13 protein-coding genes and 1 pseudogene are annotated in these 14,789 nt (G+C 40.1%); all 14 read right to left on the bottom strand.

Translation table 11 applies throughout. The features are described from left to right. Nucleotides 1–519: 519 nt before the first annotated feature. The 14 genes and pseudogenes from guaA to DW959_RS03700 all read right to left on the bottom strand — a co-directional run bounded on the left by guaA (nt 520) and on the right by DW959_RS03700 (nt 14,727). Nucleotides 520–2,061, bottom strand: a complete 1,542-nt coding sequence (gene guaA, locus DW959_RS03770; RefSeq protein ID WP_044944527.1) for a glutamine-hydrolyzing GMP synthase — start codon at nt 2,059–2,061, stop codon at nt 520–522. 82 nt (nt 2,062–2,143) lie between these two features. Next, nucleotides 2,144–3,412 carry a S41 family peptidase gene (locus tag DW959_RS03765; RefSeq protein ID WP_226801055.1) on the bottom strand — a complete coding sequence of 423 codons (1,269 nt, stop codon included), beginning with the start codon at nt 3,410–3,412 and terminating at the stop codon, nt 2,144–2,146. A 221-nt stretch (nt 3,413–3,633) separates the two neighbouring features. After that, complete coding sequence (locus tag DW959_RS03760) at nt 3,634–4,857, bottom strand: M23 family metallopeptidase (protein WP_021943134.1); 1,224 nt, start codon at nt 4,855–4,857, stop codon at nt 3,634–3,636. 13 nt (nt 4,858–4,870) lie between these two features. After that, nucleotides 4,871–5,779 carry a permease-like cell division protein FtsX gene (ftsX, locus tag DW959_RS03755; protein WP_118615423.1) on the bottom strand — a complete coding sequence of 303 codons (909 nt, stop codon included), beginning with the start codon at nt 5,777–5,779 and terminating at the stop codon, nt 4,871–4,873. Further along, on the bottom strand, nt 5,769–6,455 hold the full coding sequence (gene ftsE, locus DW959_RS03750; RefSeq protein ID WP_021943136.1) for a cell division ATP-binding protein FtsE: 687 nt from the start codon (nt 6,453–6,455) through the stop codon (nt 5,769–5,771). Before ftsE ends, ftsX begins: the two co-directional genes overlap by 11 nt. A 128-nt stretch (nt 6,456–6,583) precedes the next feature. Then, the gene (locus DW959_RS03745; RefSeq protein ID WP_021943137.1) at nt 6,584–7,672 is read right to left on the bottom strand and encodes a helix-turn-helix domain-containing protein; all 1,089 of its coding nucleotides are present in this window, start codon (nt 7,670–7,672) and stop codon (nt 6,584–6,586) included. 206 nt (nt 7,673–7,878) lie between these two features. After that, a complete protein-coding gene (ugpC, locus tag DW959_RS03740; RefSeq protein WP_021943138.1) occupies nt 7,879–8,991 on the bottom strand; it encodes a sn-glycerol-3-phosphate ABC transporter ATP-binding protein UgpC in 1,113 nt (370 codons plus the stop codon). A 197-nt stretch (nt 8,992–9,188) separates the two neighbouring features. Further along, nucleotides 9,189–10,061 carry a YitT family protein gene (locus tag DW959_RS03735; protein ID WP_118615421.1) on the bottom strand — a complete coding sequence of 291 codons (873 nt, stop codon included), beginning with the start codon at nt 10,059–10,061 and terminating at the stop codon, nt 9,189–9,191. 158 nt (nt 10,062–10,219) lie between these two features. Beyond that, entirely contained in the window at nt 10,220–10,777 is a 558-nt protein-coding gene (locus DW959_RS03730; protein ID WP_021943140.1) for a LytR C-terminal domain-containing protein, read from the bottom strand. Between the two features lie 349 nt (nt 10,778–11,126). Then, a complete protein-coding gene (locus tag DW959_RS03720) occupies nt 11,127–11,369 on the bottom strand; it encodes a hypothetical protein (protein ID WP_117808322.1) in 243 nt (80 codons plus the stop codon). Nucleotides 11,370–11,469: 100 nt separating this feature from the next. After that, nucleotides 11,470–12,203 (bottom strand): annotated as a pseudogene (locus tag DW959_RS03715) (SDR family NAD(P)-dependent oxidoreductase). A gap of 27 nt (nt 12,204–12,230) precedes the next feature. Continuing rightward, entirely contained in the window at nt 12,231–13,355 is a 1,125-nt protein-coding gene (locus DW959_RS03710; protein WP_226801056.1) for a putative manganese transporter, read from the bottom strand. A gap of 134 nt (nt 13,356–13,489) precedes the next feature. Beyond that, nucleotides 13,490–13,924, bottom strand: a complete 435-nt coding sequence (locus tag DW959_RS03705; protein WP_117808319.1) for a transcriptional repressor — start codon at nt 13,922–13,924, stop codon at nt 13,490–13,492. 137 nt (nt 13,925–14,061) lie between these two features. Then, nucleotides 14,062–14,727 carry a phage holin family protein gene (locus tag DW959_RS03700; RefSeq protein ID WP_117822191.1) on the bottom strand — a complete coding sequence of 222 codons (666 nt, stop codon included), beginning with the start codon at nt 14,725–14,727 and terminating at the stop codon, nt 14,062–14,064. Between the last annotated feature and the right edge of the window lie 62 nt (nt 14,728–14,789).

Below are 14,789 nucleotides of genomic sequence, written 5' to 3'. Positions count from 1 at the left end.
GCACTTGTATTGGCAGCTACAACTTATATATAACTCGTTGCAACTATTGTATTTTCTTGTCTTAAATTTTAAAAGGGACAAACCCGACCCTTTTTCTCAGATAAGGGTACAATAGCGGTTTTTTTACAAATATAGCAGCATCCCTGTCTCTTGATTACATCACTCATTCTAATTCAAAGCATGAATTTGCTAAATATTCTCTCATGGACTTTTTTCGTCAAAACATATTCTCTGACGAACTTTTTATTTCTGCGTTATAAAGTCTACCGTAAACCATATTTTTACGGAAGAGACACCACTGGTGTATTTTCACTAATTTGCACCAATTTTTGGTGCTTCATATAATTGGGATAATTTTTGAAAATAAAAAGAAATGTGATAATTGAGAATACCTATGACACTTCTGTTTAGTACACATTAATATCTGTGGTACTATCAAAACAGGTATCATATAGGTATCACGATAAAAGAAAAAGCCCCATAAATGGCTTGTTTACGCCATTTATGAAGCTCTGTTTACTACTCAAACTCAATCGTTCCAGGTGGCTTACTCGTCAGATCATACATTACTCGATTGACACCCTTCACTTCATTAATAATTCTTGTCATTACTCTCTGCAATACTTCAAACGGAATATCCGCGCAGTCAGCAGTCATGAAATCGCTGGTGCATACGGCCCGAAGTGCAACTGCATAGTCGTAGGTACGTTCATCGCCCATAACACCAACAGAACGCATGTTGGTAAGAGCTGCAAAATACTGTCCAAGTCCTTTATCAAGACCTGCTTTTGCAATCTCCTCACGGTAGATATAGTCAGCATCCTGAACGATCTTAACCTTCTCAGCAGTTACTTCCCCAACGATACGGATTCCAAGACCCGGACCTGGGAATGGCTGACGGCTTACCAGATACTCTGGGATGCCAAGCTCACGACCAGCTTTACGAACCTCGTCCTTGAACAGGAGACGAAGCGGTTCAACGATTTCTTTAAAATCAACATAATCCGGAAGTCCGCCTACGTTGTGGTGGCTCTTGATCGTTGCAGATTTTCCAAGACCGGATTCGATCACGTCAGGATAAATTGTTCCCTGTACTAAGAAGTCGACAGCACCGATCTTCTTTGCTTCTTCCTCAAATACACGAATAAATTCTTCACCGATGATCTTACGTTTTGCTTCCGGTTCAACAACTCCTGCAAGTTTCTGGTAGAAACGATCCTGCGCATTTACACGGATGAAGTTCAGATCATATGGACCGTCCGGACCAAATACTGCCTCGACCTCATCACCCTCGTTCTTACGAAGAAGTCCCTGATCGACAAATACACAGGTAAGCTGCTTACCAACTGCCTTGGATAACAGAACGGCTGCAACCGACGAATCTACACCACCGGATAATGCACAGAGCACCTTGCCATTTCCAATCTTCTCACGCAGACTCTTGATCGTATCTTCAACGAAAGAATCCATCTTCCAGTCACCGGAGCATTTACATACATCCATGACAAATGCACGAAGCATCTTCATTCCCTCTTCTGTGTGCATAACCTCTGGATGGAACTGTGTTGCATATAAATTCTTCTCTGCATTTTCCATTGCCGCAAATGGACAGTTTGGAGTCGTTGCAGTTGATACAAATCCTTCCGGTGCTTCTGCGATATAGTCGGTATGACTCATCCAGCAGATCGTTGATTTATTTACATCTTTAAACAAAATGGAATTCTTATCCACTGTTACCTCAGTTCTGCCATATTCACTGACCGGAGCAGTTGCTACCTTGCCACCGAGTACATGTGCCATCAACTGTGAACCATAACAGATTCCAAGGATTGGAATACCCAGTTCAAAAATTTCCTTGCTGTAACTTGGTGAATCAGCCTTGTATACACTATTCGGTCCACCAGTGAAAATAATGCCTTTCGGGTTCATCTTCTTGATCTCGTCAATGCTCATAGTGTACGGATGTACTTCTGCATAAACATTACATTCTCTGACCCTTCGTGCAATAAGCTGATTGTACTGTCCACCAAAGTCCAGTACGATAATCAATTCCTTATTCATGAAAGTTTCTCCTTTATTTTTCTTAACACGTTATTTTTGATTATACCATGTAATTACTCTATTTTCTACACCTAATCCTACTCTATTTTACGTTCCCGCGCAAGACTTCCAGCCCCTTCTGATACTGTGTATCTTTCTCGCCCTGGAAATCATCGGAAACATAATCCTCCGGAAGTTCTACTTCGATGTCCGGTGCTACACCCTTCTTGTGAATATCATTTCCATTTGGTGTGAAATATTTGGCAGTTGTAAGCTTTATTGCTGAGCCATCAGAAAGCGGAATAACCGACTGTACGATTCCCTTTCCATATGTGTTCTCGCCAACAATCGTTGCTACGCCATATTCTTTTAATGCCGCTGTCATGATCTCGGATGCGCTTGCACTTTCTCCGTTTACGAGCACTACCATCGGTAGATCTAGCTGCTCTTCATCCGTAGACTCATACGTTGATAAGACATTTCCATTCTTATCTTCCTGATATACGATCTTACCGGCAGGAAGCAGATAATCACACATATCAACAACCGTTGATAACATTCCACCCGGATCGGAACGGAGATCGATCATCAGCGCTGTCATTCCCTGTGATTTCAGATCTTCTACTGCTTTTCTGAACAAATCACCTGTATTCGCAACAAACTGTGTTACACGGACATAGCCGATCTTCTTATCTGTATCTGCCATATAATAAGAAACTGTACTGTTTTCCAGTTTTCTTCTTGTAAGGGTTACTGTATGGTACTTCCGTTCGCTTGGTCTGTAGATCTCAAGAGTGACATCCGTACCTTCTTCTCCACGGATCTTTGTAACCAGATAGTCCAGATCATCAGATTCCTGAATCTCATAATCATCGATCTTACAGATCAGATCATCCGGCTTAATATCAGCTTCTGATGCCGGGGAATCTTCTGTAATGCTGACTGCGATTGCATATCCAGTATCTTCATCCTGTCTCACAACAACACCGATGCCCGCATATTCTCCGGAACTGTCTTCCTGCAATTTTGCAAATTCCTCTGGGGTATAATATTTTGCATATGGATCATCCAATGCCTCGATCAGCCCGGCATACAGACCATTCTGCATATCCTCATCCGATGTGTCAAAATAATACGACTGATCAATGATCGTCTCCAGACTTGCAAGCTTCTCCAGTGTATCTTCATCCACGACTGAACCATTGTATTCCAGATTATCATGCCGTTTTCCGGCATCCGTATTCAAATCGCCGCTTTTTGTATTGTCCTTCGTAAAGGAGCATCCCATCATTCCCGCACATCCGGCTATAACTGCCGCACCAAGAATCCATTTCTTAAAATTATGCTTCATTTTACCTTTTGCAATGCGCATCGCACATTCTGCATCCTTTCATATTCTTAGAATAATCATTCATATTCATCTGTATCACGTTAGCCTTTTGAATATCTCCCGAAAATTTCCTTTTATAAACGACAACAGACAAATCCAGCTTTCACCCGATCTGTCTGTCGTTTTATCCTATGTGTAATTCTGTAAAATCTTACAATTCTGACTGGTTATCATACATGTATGAATCCCAGCTTTCTGTCTTTTTACAGGTAATCCAGTGGATTTACATAAGATCCATTGATCATAACTCCAAAATGGCAATGGGAACCCGTACTGTATCCGGTACTTCCTGCCTTGGCAATTACTTGTCCCTGTTCAACACTCTGTCCTACACTGACAACCAACTGGGAATTATGCATATATACTGTCGATACACCATTTCCATGATCGATCATGATGTAGTATCCCGCAGATGAGCTGTATTGTGATACAACAACTGTACCTGCTGCTGATGCAACAATATCACTACCGGTTGGACATGGAATATCAATTCCCTTATGGTTCGAACTTGCACCTGCTGTAGGTGAAGATCTTGGTCCGAAGTAAGAACTGATCCGGCTTCCCTGTGTAGCAGGCCACATGTAAGAACCACCGCTTGGTGTATAGTACTGTGGCTCACTGCTGCCGCTGCTGCCGCCACTCTGCTGCTGTGCTGCACGCTGCTCATCCAGTCGCTTCTGAATGGCTGCCATCTCTGCATCTGCTGCATCAATCTCTTTCTGATACTGTTCAACCATAGCTGTCTGAGCGTCAATATCCTTGGAATACTCTGCGATCTTATTATTCTTCTCTGTAATTGTTGTATTCAGATTATCTTTTTCAGTTTCAAGATCAGCCTTAACACTCTCAACCTCTTTCAGGTCTTTTTCCAGTGTTGCTTCGTAATCCTGAATATCCTGTCTGGTCTGAATCAATGCATTTAACTGTTTCTGGTCATAGCTTGAAATCTGCTCAACATATTCTGATTTATTCAACATATCTGTAAAGGAAGCAGATGACATCAGTGTGTCTATGTATTCTACCTCTCCGTTTTCATAAAGATACTGAATACGCTTCATCATTGCTGCATACTGATTATCTTCATCAACCTGGGCTTCTGCAAGCTTTTTCTTTGTATCATCGATCTCAGTATTCAACTGATTTTCTTCTTCCTCTTTTGCAGTGATCTTTGTCTGAATATCAGAAACCTGTTTATCAAGCACTTCAACATCACTGATCAACTGGTTCTGTCTCTCCTGCAGGCCATCCAGCACATTCTGTGCATCTTTTTTATTTCCCTCAGCTTCATTCTTGCTGTCCTGTGCCTCCTGCATGGTAGTTGCTGAGACATTGGAAACCGGCGGTATTGCCGCAAGTGCAACTGCACATACGACAACAATTGCTGTCTTTTTGAATTTCTTCATCAATGGGATCTGAAATTTCTTCAAAATAAAACCTCCCTTAAACCTTCAAATGTTTTCTGGTAGTGATCAAACTACCAAACAAACCTACACCTATACCAAGTATTAAGCCTACCGGTACCATCGTACGGAACAGTTCCTCTTTGCTTACAAATGCAAATACTGATGTCAGAACTGCAAATCGTCCTGCCACATATTCTAGAATCTTCTGATACATAATATATAACAGATAAAGCGGAATAACAGAACCGACTGCTCCGATAATAATACCTTCTATTATGAACGGTGCACGTACAAAAAAGTTTGTTGCACCGATCAGCTTCATGATCGCAATTTCTTCCTTACGAACGGTAATACCGATCGTGATCGTATTACTGATCAGGAAGATAGATACCAGCATCAGTATCACAACGATACCGATGGAAGCATAACCGACCAGTGATGATAATGTCGAAATACTATCAGCCGTTACCTCTGAGCTTCTGACATTTCTTACACCGTCCAGTCCCTTTGCAAATGCTACAAATTCAGCCTGTTTGGATACATCCTTCAATGTTACCTCATAAGAAGCAGAATTCTTTAACGGATTGTCATCACCAAAAGCTGCTTTTGCTGCCTCCGGATCATCATAGTTCTGCTCACAGAATTTATCAAATGCTTCATCTGCACTGATAAAATCCATTGTGTTCACATAATCGAGAACACGGATCTGCTCTCCGATCAACTGAACCGTTTCATCCGGAATATCTTCATCAAAAAAGATAGATATCGTTACGTTGTTCTCCAGATCCTGCATTCCGGACTGGAAGTTAACAACAACTGCATATACAATACCAAATATAAACAAACACGAAATAATTGTACCGATGGATGCAAGGGAGAACAATATATTTCTTCTGATGTTTGTAAATCCCTGTTTCAGGATATAAAAGAATGTACTAATCTTCATCTATATAACCACCTTGTTTTTCATCGCTGATAACCACACCCTTCTTCAGTGTGATTACTCTCTTTCGCATCTCATTTACGATATCCTTATTATGTGTAACTACAACAACTGTCGTTCCACGTTTATTGATATCGTCCAGCAGCTCCATAATATCCTCTGAGTTCTTCGGATCCAGGTTACCGGTTGGCTCATCGGCAAGGATGATCTCAGGATTATTTACCAAAGCTCTTGCCATGGCAACTCTCTGCTGTTCACCACCGGATAACTCCTTTGGATATGACTTGTACTTATCAGCAAGTCCTACCAGCGTCAGCATAGCAGGTACTCGTCTTCTGATATATCTTGCAGGAGTCTGTATAACTCTCTGTGCAAATGCGACATTCTCATAGATGGTACGATCCTTTAACAGTCGGAAGTTCTGGAATACAACTCCAATCTTTCTTCTGACCTTTGGGATATTCTTCTTTTTGATCGTTTTATAATTATATCCCGCTACACGGATAGAACCGGATGTCGGATCTAGTTCCTTTAATAAGAGCTTGATCAATGTCGTTTTACCAGATCCACTGCTTCCAACGATAAAGACAAACTCGCCTTTTTCTATATTGATATTAACATTCTTCAGAGCCGTCATACCACCCGGGTAGGTCATAGTAACATTCTCTAACTCTATCATAATGGTTTCCTTTCAACTTTAACTGTCTGTACTTTCTCTCTCTTTGCATTTGCAAGTATAGCAACTAAATGTGAAATATATGTGTAAATCATGCATACAATATATTACAAAGAGACCAGCTTTTACCTTTAATAATCTAATGACTCCATATACTTCATGTATTTTACAACCATCAGCGCGATCTTAAATGTGATCGCATCCTCAAATACACGAAGATCCAGGCCTGTACTCTTCTGAAGCTTATCCAGACGATAAACCAGAGTATTTCTGTGAATGTATAACTGTCTGGATGTCTCTGATACATTCAGACTGTTCTCAAAGAACTTATCAATCGTCGTAAGTGTTTCTTCGTCGAATTCATCCGGTGACTTGCCATCGAAAATCTCACGGATAAACATCTTACAAAGCGGAAGTGGAAGCTGATAGATCAGACGTCCGATTCCCAGATTGCTGTATGCGATGATATTCTGGTTCTCGTAGAAGATCTTTCCTACATCCAGTGCCATCTTTGCTTCTTTATAAGAACGGGATACTTCCTTAATCTCATTTACAATCGTACCATAAGATACATGAACAGAAGACATAACCTCTGTATTCAGCATATCTACAACGACCTTTGCAATCTTATTCATATCATCATAGGACTCTGTCTGCTTTACTTCCTTTACAAGAATAATATTCTTCTCATCTACAGCAGTGATAAAATCCTTTGTCTTTGTTGAAAAGATATTACGAACCGTCTCAAGTGCATTGGTATCCTTCTCATTCTTGGTTTCAATGATAAATACGATTCTTCTGACATCTGTATCGATATGCAGTTTCTTTGCCCGGTTGTAAATATCAACAAGAAGCAGATTATCCAGCAGAAGATTCTTGATAAAGTTATCCTTATCAAAACGCTCCTTGTATGCAACTAACAGATTCTGGATCTGGAATGCTGCGATCTTACCTACCATATAGGTATCATCTGTCTCACCTTTTGCAAGTAAGATATGCTCTAACTGGTTATCGTCAAATACCTTGAAGAACTGGTAATCACGAATTGCCTGACTCTCTGCCGGGGAATCCACAAACGCAAGCACTGCCTCTTCGCAGTCATCGACATCCTTAAATGTTGATGCAAGTATTTTACCTTCTGTATCAAGAACACATAAATCGGTTCTTGTAATATTCTTTAATCCATCAATCGTATCCTGAAGTATCTGGTTCGATATCATATATTCTACACTCCTTATTCTTATATTCGGATTCTGTATTCTTTCCTTATCCATTCTGCCCGACGGATAAACCTCCCGGAAAGCATACGAATAACAAAATACACTACTGTACCTATTCTAAAACATATTTCAAAAAAAAAAAGAGAAAATGCAGAATTTTCTGCATTTTCCCTCTTTGTTTATAAATATTAAGTATGTAGCATCTATTAGCTTACTAAGATTTCCTCTGTTTCCTTATCAAAGATATGAATCTTGCTTAAGTCAAATGCGAACTGAACTGTATCACCAGGTCTTGCTGTTGTACGAGCATTAACTCTTGCTGTGATATCGAACTGATCAATTGTGAAGTATAAGTAAACTTCTGCACCTAACATTTCATAGATATTGATTCTTGCATCAATAACGCTTTCTGGTGAAGACTCGATGAAGAGCTGCTCATCGTGGATATCTTCTGGACGGATACCAAGAACAACTTCCTTATCAACTGCATCAAGTGCGATAAGTCTCTCAGCCTTGCTGTCTGGAACTTTGATTGAGTGTGAACCGAACATTAAGAGAATGTCTGATCCAGACTTAACTACCTTACAATCAATGAAATTCATAGGTGGCATACCCATGAAACCAGCTACGAATAAGTTACATGGCTTATCGTATAAGTTCTGTGGTGTATCTACCTGCTGAATGATACCATCCTTCATAACTACGATTCTTGTACCAAGTGTCATAGCCTCTGTCTGGTCATGTGTAACGTAAATGATGGTTGTCTGTAATCTCTGATGTAACTTGGAAATCTCAACACGCATCTGTACACGAAGTTTCGCATCAAGGTTTGAAAGTGGCTCATCCATAAGGAATACCTTAGGCTCACGAACAATTGCACGACCCATAGCTACACGCTGTCTCTGACCACCTGATAAAGCCTTTGGCTTTCTGTCAAGTAAGTGCTCAATGTCAAGGATCTTAGCAGCTTCATGAACAGCCTTGTCGATCTTCTCCTTTGGAACCTTTCTTAACTTAAGTCCGAATGCCATGTTGTCATATACTGACATATGTGGATACAGAGCGTAGTTCTGGAATACCATTGCAATATCTCTGTCCTTAGGCTCTACGTCATTTACAAGCTTGTCGCCGATCCATAACTCACCTGAGCTGATATCCTCAAGACCTGCGATCATTCTAAGAGTTGTTGACTTACCACATCCTGAAGGTCCAACGAAAATGATGAACTCCTTATCTTCAATTTCAAGGTTGAAATCCTTAACAGCATTGAATCCGTTAGGATATACCTTATAGATGTTCTTAAGTGATAAACTTGCCATTCTGCAAATACCTCCGTAAATATTATATAGTATTGTTTTATTTATTCATTCGTTCTGAACATAGTGTCATTTTACAACATTCCCCTTCTTTAAACCATATGATTATTGCCCAAAAAAAATTTTAATGTTTTGTTTGTTTTGTATACGACCGCAAAAAAACTAACATTTTGACGATTTTCGCATCGATTTAAGAAGATTTAAGACGAGAATTTTGTGAAACCTTCACCAAAAACCTCCGTAACCTGCCCTACAATGAGAAAAGAATTTTCATCAATTGTCCTTATTTTATCTTTTAATTCTACTAATTGCCTACTTGACAAAACAGAAATAATCATTACACGCCCTTCATTCGTGTAACCGCCTCTGGTATTTAATACCGTCACACCTCTTCCAATCTCATTCATGATACAGGCTTTGATCTCTTCACAATGGGAAGAAATAATATATACCAGTTTTCCATGCCGGAGTCCCTGCACGATCACATCGGATAATTTTGTCGATATCGCAATCGCAATAACTGCATACAGCATATTTTCAAATCCAAATGCCAGTCCGCCTGCCACAACGATCGCCAGATCGATCCCGCCAAGAAATAATGGTGCTCCTATATCATGCCGCAGATGATTCAGGATCAATGCCATCAGATCAACCCCGCCGGAGGAAGCATTCTGCCGGAACATCAGCCCATAAGCACAGCCAAACATAACACCGCCAAGGATCATATTCAGCAGCTTATCCTGTGTTGCAAGCGGAAATGTGGGAATAGCCGCCATGAATACTGTTGAAACGGCTGTTGTATATGCTGTCCTTATCATGCTCTTCTTTTCCAATAGAAAATATCCGCAGATAAAAAGAGGTATATTGATCACCAGATTACTCAGCCAGACCGGTATGCCTGTTTCTCCGTTTCCCATCCCTTTTGTCAAATTCTCAATTATAATTCCAATTCCTGTCACACCACCCGGCACGATCTGTTCACTGTTAAAAATCCAGACAACTCCAAGCGACATCAGAAATGCTGCCACCGTAAGCAATGCATATGTTTCTATCACTTCGCCAATATTTTTCATATAAACCGCCTTTCATACAATTTTTTATAGTATGTCCGATTTATTCCAGTGTAGTCATGTGCATCTAAAACAAAAAACAGGTACTGTCACACTTCTGTGACAATACCTGTTTTTGTATGGGCAACTTGTACAAATACATGTTCTTCCAGTTGTTCTGTTTAATTTTTAATATCGCTAGTTCCTATAATAACGATAATATCATATCCATCAATTGATACATCACAATCAGATGCGCTTACGGAATCTACCGTTGACATCTCCGGCGAAGTTAATTCAGCAGCAAGATCTGCTCCATCATATGAACCGGATACACATACCTTTGAGGTTGCAATTGCAGACTGTGTATACGTACCAACTTCTACAGAAGTATAGCCCTTGCCTTCTAATGCTGTCTTCCATGCACCGGCAACGCCACTTGTTCCTGTCGCATTGATAACAAGGATCTTCGCATCTGTGGAAGCAACAGAACCTGATTCGTCTGAGTCATCTGATCCACTGTTTTCTCCATCTCCATTCTTGAAGGTAGGATCATTTTCATCTCCTGCTTCTGTTACAATTTCTTTTCCGTTTGTTGTTTTCTTACTGTCTTTCAGAGAATTATTCTTTACTAAGGTCTTTATAAGCAGTGCTCCCATAATAACTATTCCGATTGCAAGAATAATTACAAGTGCTCTGAGCATTGTTTCCAGAAATAATCTCAATACTTTTTTTCCCATTTTCTGGCCTCCATTTAATATATACTATAATGCATCCTAGGAACATCCGATTGTTCTTAAAACAGCCTACCAGTTCCATGCATCACAAATGCACCAAAAAAAATTACTTTTCTATGATTCTTCATTATACCTAAAAATCACCTAATGAGTATACCAAACGTACTTTTAAATTTCAACCTGCATTTCCAATTTCTTATTTATCCGCGGCAAATGATAGACCAATATAATATACAATCCTGTATTTTGTCCATTTCCCAGACATAAAAAAGAATCCTCATATGTTTTCATACAAGAATCCTTTTTCACATCTATACTCTCTGTTTTAAAAATCAACCGATTCCATATATTTTCACTTCTGTACCCGTTTTTTCCCACAGACCTCACAAACTTCTCCACTGTTTACATGTCCGCAGCCCCAACATGTCCACTCCGAAGCCTCTGCTTCCTTCTTCGGCTGCTGACTAGTTGTCATTGTAAAATTCTTCGAAACGATCTCAACATTGCCATCTTTATCTACTGTCGTTCTCAGATCTGCCAATGTATTTGCCGCAGCAACCTCACTCTTTTTCTTTTTAATAAACTTTATTCCCATAATCTCTACCCCATATCTGCGCAACTTTGCATAGATTATTTTATAGCAATATGAACAATTTTTCAATAGAAAATTAGGGAAAATGCAAACGTTTACCAGACTACTGCCAGCCACCATCAAAGGTCAGGACCTGACCGGTCAGATAGCTGCCGGCATTTGCTGTCGTTACAATAAAATCTGCGGCTTCTTTCTCTGTAGCCATCCTGCCAAACGGAATCTCCTCTTCCAGAACGGTTTTTTCTTCCAATGACAGATGTCCATTCATCGCAGTATCAATTGCACCAAATGCAATGGCATTTACCGCTATGCCGCTTGGTGCAAGTTCCTTCGCAAGTGCCTTTGTGAATGCATTGACCGCACCTTTGGTCGCTGAATACGCTACCTCACAGGAGGCTCCAACATTGCCCCATACAGATGAAATGTTGATAATACGTCCCTTATGTGCATGCACCATGTATGGCACAACCTGCCGGCATGTGTTAAATACTGACGTTATATTCGTATCTATAATCCTTTTCCAGTCCATTTCATCCATATCCGTCAGCAGTCCGACATAAGAAATTCCGGCATTATTGACCAACAGATCAATCTTCTCCCCAAACTGTTCGGTTACATGTTCTATAAACTGCTTCACAAATATAAAATCTCCGGCATCACCGGTCTCTGCATAACAATCTGTGCCCTGCGCAAGTATCTTCTGTTGAACCTCTTTCAGCTTTTCCGGATGACGAAATGACGTTATGGCTATTTTTTTATATTGTTGTGCAAGGCTTCCGCCGTTGCTGCACCAATTCCTGTTGATGCCCCGATAACTATTGCTGTTTTCTGCTCCATTCTTTCTGTTCTCGCTGTTCTTTCTATTTAAAATGTGATACCCAACAGATTGATCAACAACCCCCAGCACACACTGGTAACATACAAGGTTCCAACGACCATAATGTTTTCTTTCAATCTGTGGCGGTTCATACGGAACAATACCAGAAGTCCTACGCCTGCGCTGACAAGCAGGCCTGACATCATTGCTCCGGCACTGAGCATACCATCCAGATAAAGCTCCGTAATAATAACAGATGGTGCGCAGTTTGGTATCAGTCCAATCAGTGCCGCCATTGCTTCTCCAAGGAACGGTACATCACCAAGAAGTCTTCCAATCGCATCTTCCCCTGCGATACCGATAATAATATTTAACACAAAGGATACCGCCAGGATAAATACCGTAATCTTCAAGGTGTGCTTTAATGCCGACATCCAGATTCCGTCCTCGCAGTTGCAGTGTTCCTGCTCGCACAGATCATGGATATGTTTTTCTTCTATGTCTGTACCATCATAGTGGATATGTCCATGATGTGTGTGTGTACTTTTTTCATCGTCGGTATGAATAATTTTTTCATCATGCACATGCACACTTTTTCCATTATGTGTATGAGTATCTTTATTATGTGTACATTCTGCATTGACTGTCTGTGCTGCCTGAACGGAATATCCAGAATGCTTTGATTCATCTGCACTGTCTGTAATTTTAGAATTATCGTTTTTTGAAGACGCTGTACGCTTCGTTTTTCTTCCTGCCAGATATCTTCTGCGAATATATTTATTTGCAAGATCGACTGCATAACCTGTAACGACCGCAATGCACATTTTTGTAAGCAGGATACGAATAATTGTACCGGCATTTACTGTATGCGAAATAAAGATCGGGAGCATCTCATCAGAGGTTGACATAAATACTGCAAGCAAAACTCCTGCTGTAATCACACCACCACTGTAAAGGTTCGCTGCCACACAGGAAAATCCACACTGTGGAACGATTCCAAGTGCTCCACCTGCCAACGGACCAAACGCACCGGCAGACTGCATATATTGCTTCTGCTTTTCTTCTGTTCTCTGCTCCAACCATTCCATCAGCAGATATGTCACTAATAAAAATGGTATTAATTTTACACTATCGATCAGTGCATCTGAAAACGAATCAAATAACAATTCCATACTATCCATCTCATTCCTAAAAATATAATTTGCAACCAAGTTGCATTATCAGATTATAGCATTATTTTCCCCAATGTCAACTCCTATTATCAGAAATATTCAATTTTCAGCATGGAAATTCCTGTTATCTGGTTTTATTTTTCTATTTCTTTCTTTTCTTTCTTACTGCATTTGTCGCAGACACCATATAAAATGGAATCCTTGCAGCAAAGTGTGAACCCATGATCAGACAAAATGTGCTCTGATATCTCTTTCATGAAATCACAGTCCAGATGGATGACCTTTCCACATTCGGAGCATTGCAGATGTAGATGCTTCTGACATCTGGATGGCTGTTCTACATACTGATATCCTGCTTTTTCGCCCTTATCAGCCACATATTTCATCAGTGTCTTCTCTGCAACCAGCTTATCCAGATATCGGTATACAGTTGTCTTATTTACCGAACACTCTTCCTGATCCATATGCTGTATAATATCCGACACATGAACGGCACGATCTTTATTCCGGATCAGATAATCAAGGATCATCTGTCTGCTCTTTGTCTGATATTCATGTTTACGTTCCATCTCAATTCCTGCTTTCTATCTGTTCTTAAGTCTCCACTATGTAAACTGTTATTCTATGCAGTATCGATCTACTGTCACAGTATCTGCCTTTTGTTACACATTCTATCTATACTTTATCTTCCTACTGCATATTCTAATTACTGCTGCACATTGTCCTGCATCTGCACCGGTACCCCCTGATAATAAGGTGTATTCGGAATATTTCTAAGATCCTGATTTCTCATATACTGAAGATATGCCAGTCCCTCATCAGAATATCCAAATCTCGCATTTGGACATGCCTGTGCAAGTACATTCAACAACTCCTGTTTACTCTTTTTTCCTCTTGCCAGTACATTAATAGCAACACGGTTCTTTGGAAAACGATTTTCGATTACATATTCACTTCCGGTTGGAATAAAGTTCGTCGATGTAGTATGCAGATAAATCAGATATACATCCCAGAGCCAGGTCATCTGTGTCGGCTGTTTCTTATTTGCAAGCACCTTATCAGAAATCAATACATATTGGTCTTCATATATTATATGCGAATATAACTGGTCGGCCATCTCCAAAAGCTGCGGGTTATTTTTCAAATAGCCGGTTTTTTCAGGTCTTACAATATTACGAATCCCCATTATGATAAATACAATTCCTAATAATGCAAATAAACCAAATAAAATGATCATACCCATTCCGTCATCTGCATTATCTGACATCACACCTATTGTGATCAATCCGAAAATCAGCATTAACACCGCTCCGCCGACAATCGCTGTGATTCCACCTTTTTTTATTTTTGCAAGTACAATATCTCTTCCCATATCAACATCCTCCTTTTTTATGTAAAAAGCATATAATATCTACATTATACGAAAAGATATCC

This window comes from Clostridium sp. AM46-21, from assembly GCF_003480025.1.
GTDB classification, from domain to species: Bacteria; Bacillota; Clostridia; order Lachnospirales; family Lachnospiraceae; genus Coprococcus; species Coprococcus ammoniilyticus.
Note: the sequence above shows the minus strand (reverse complement) of the source record. Positions and strands in the feature narration are given on the sequence as shown.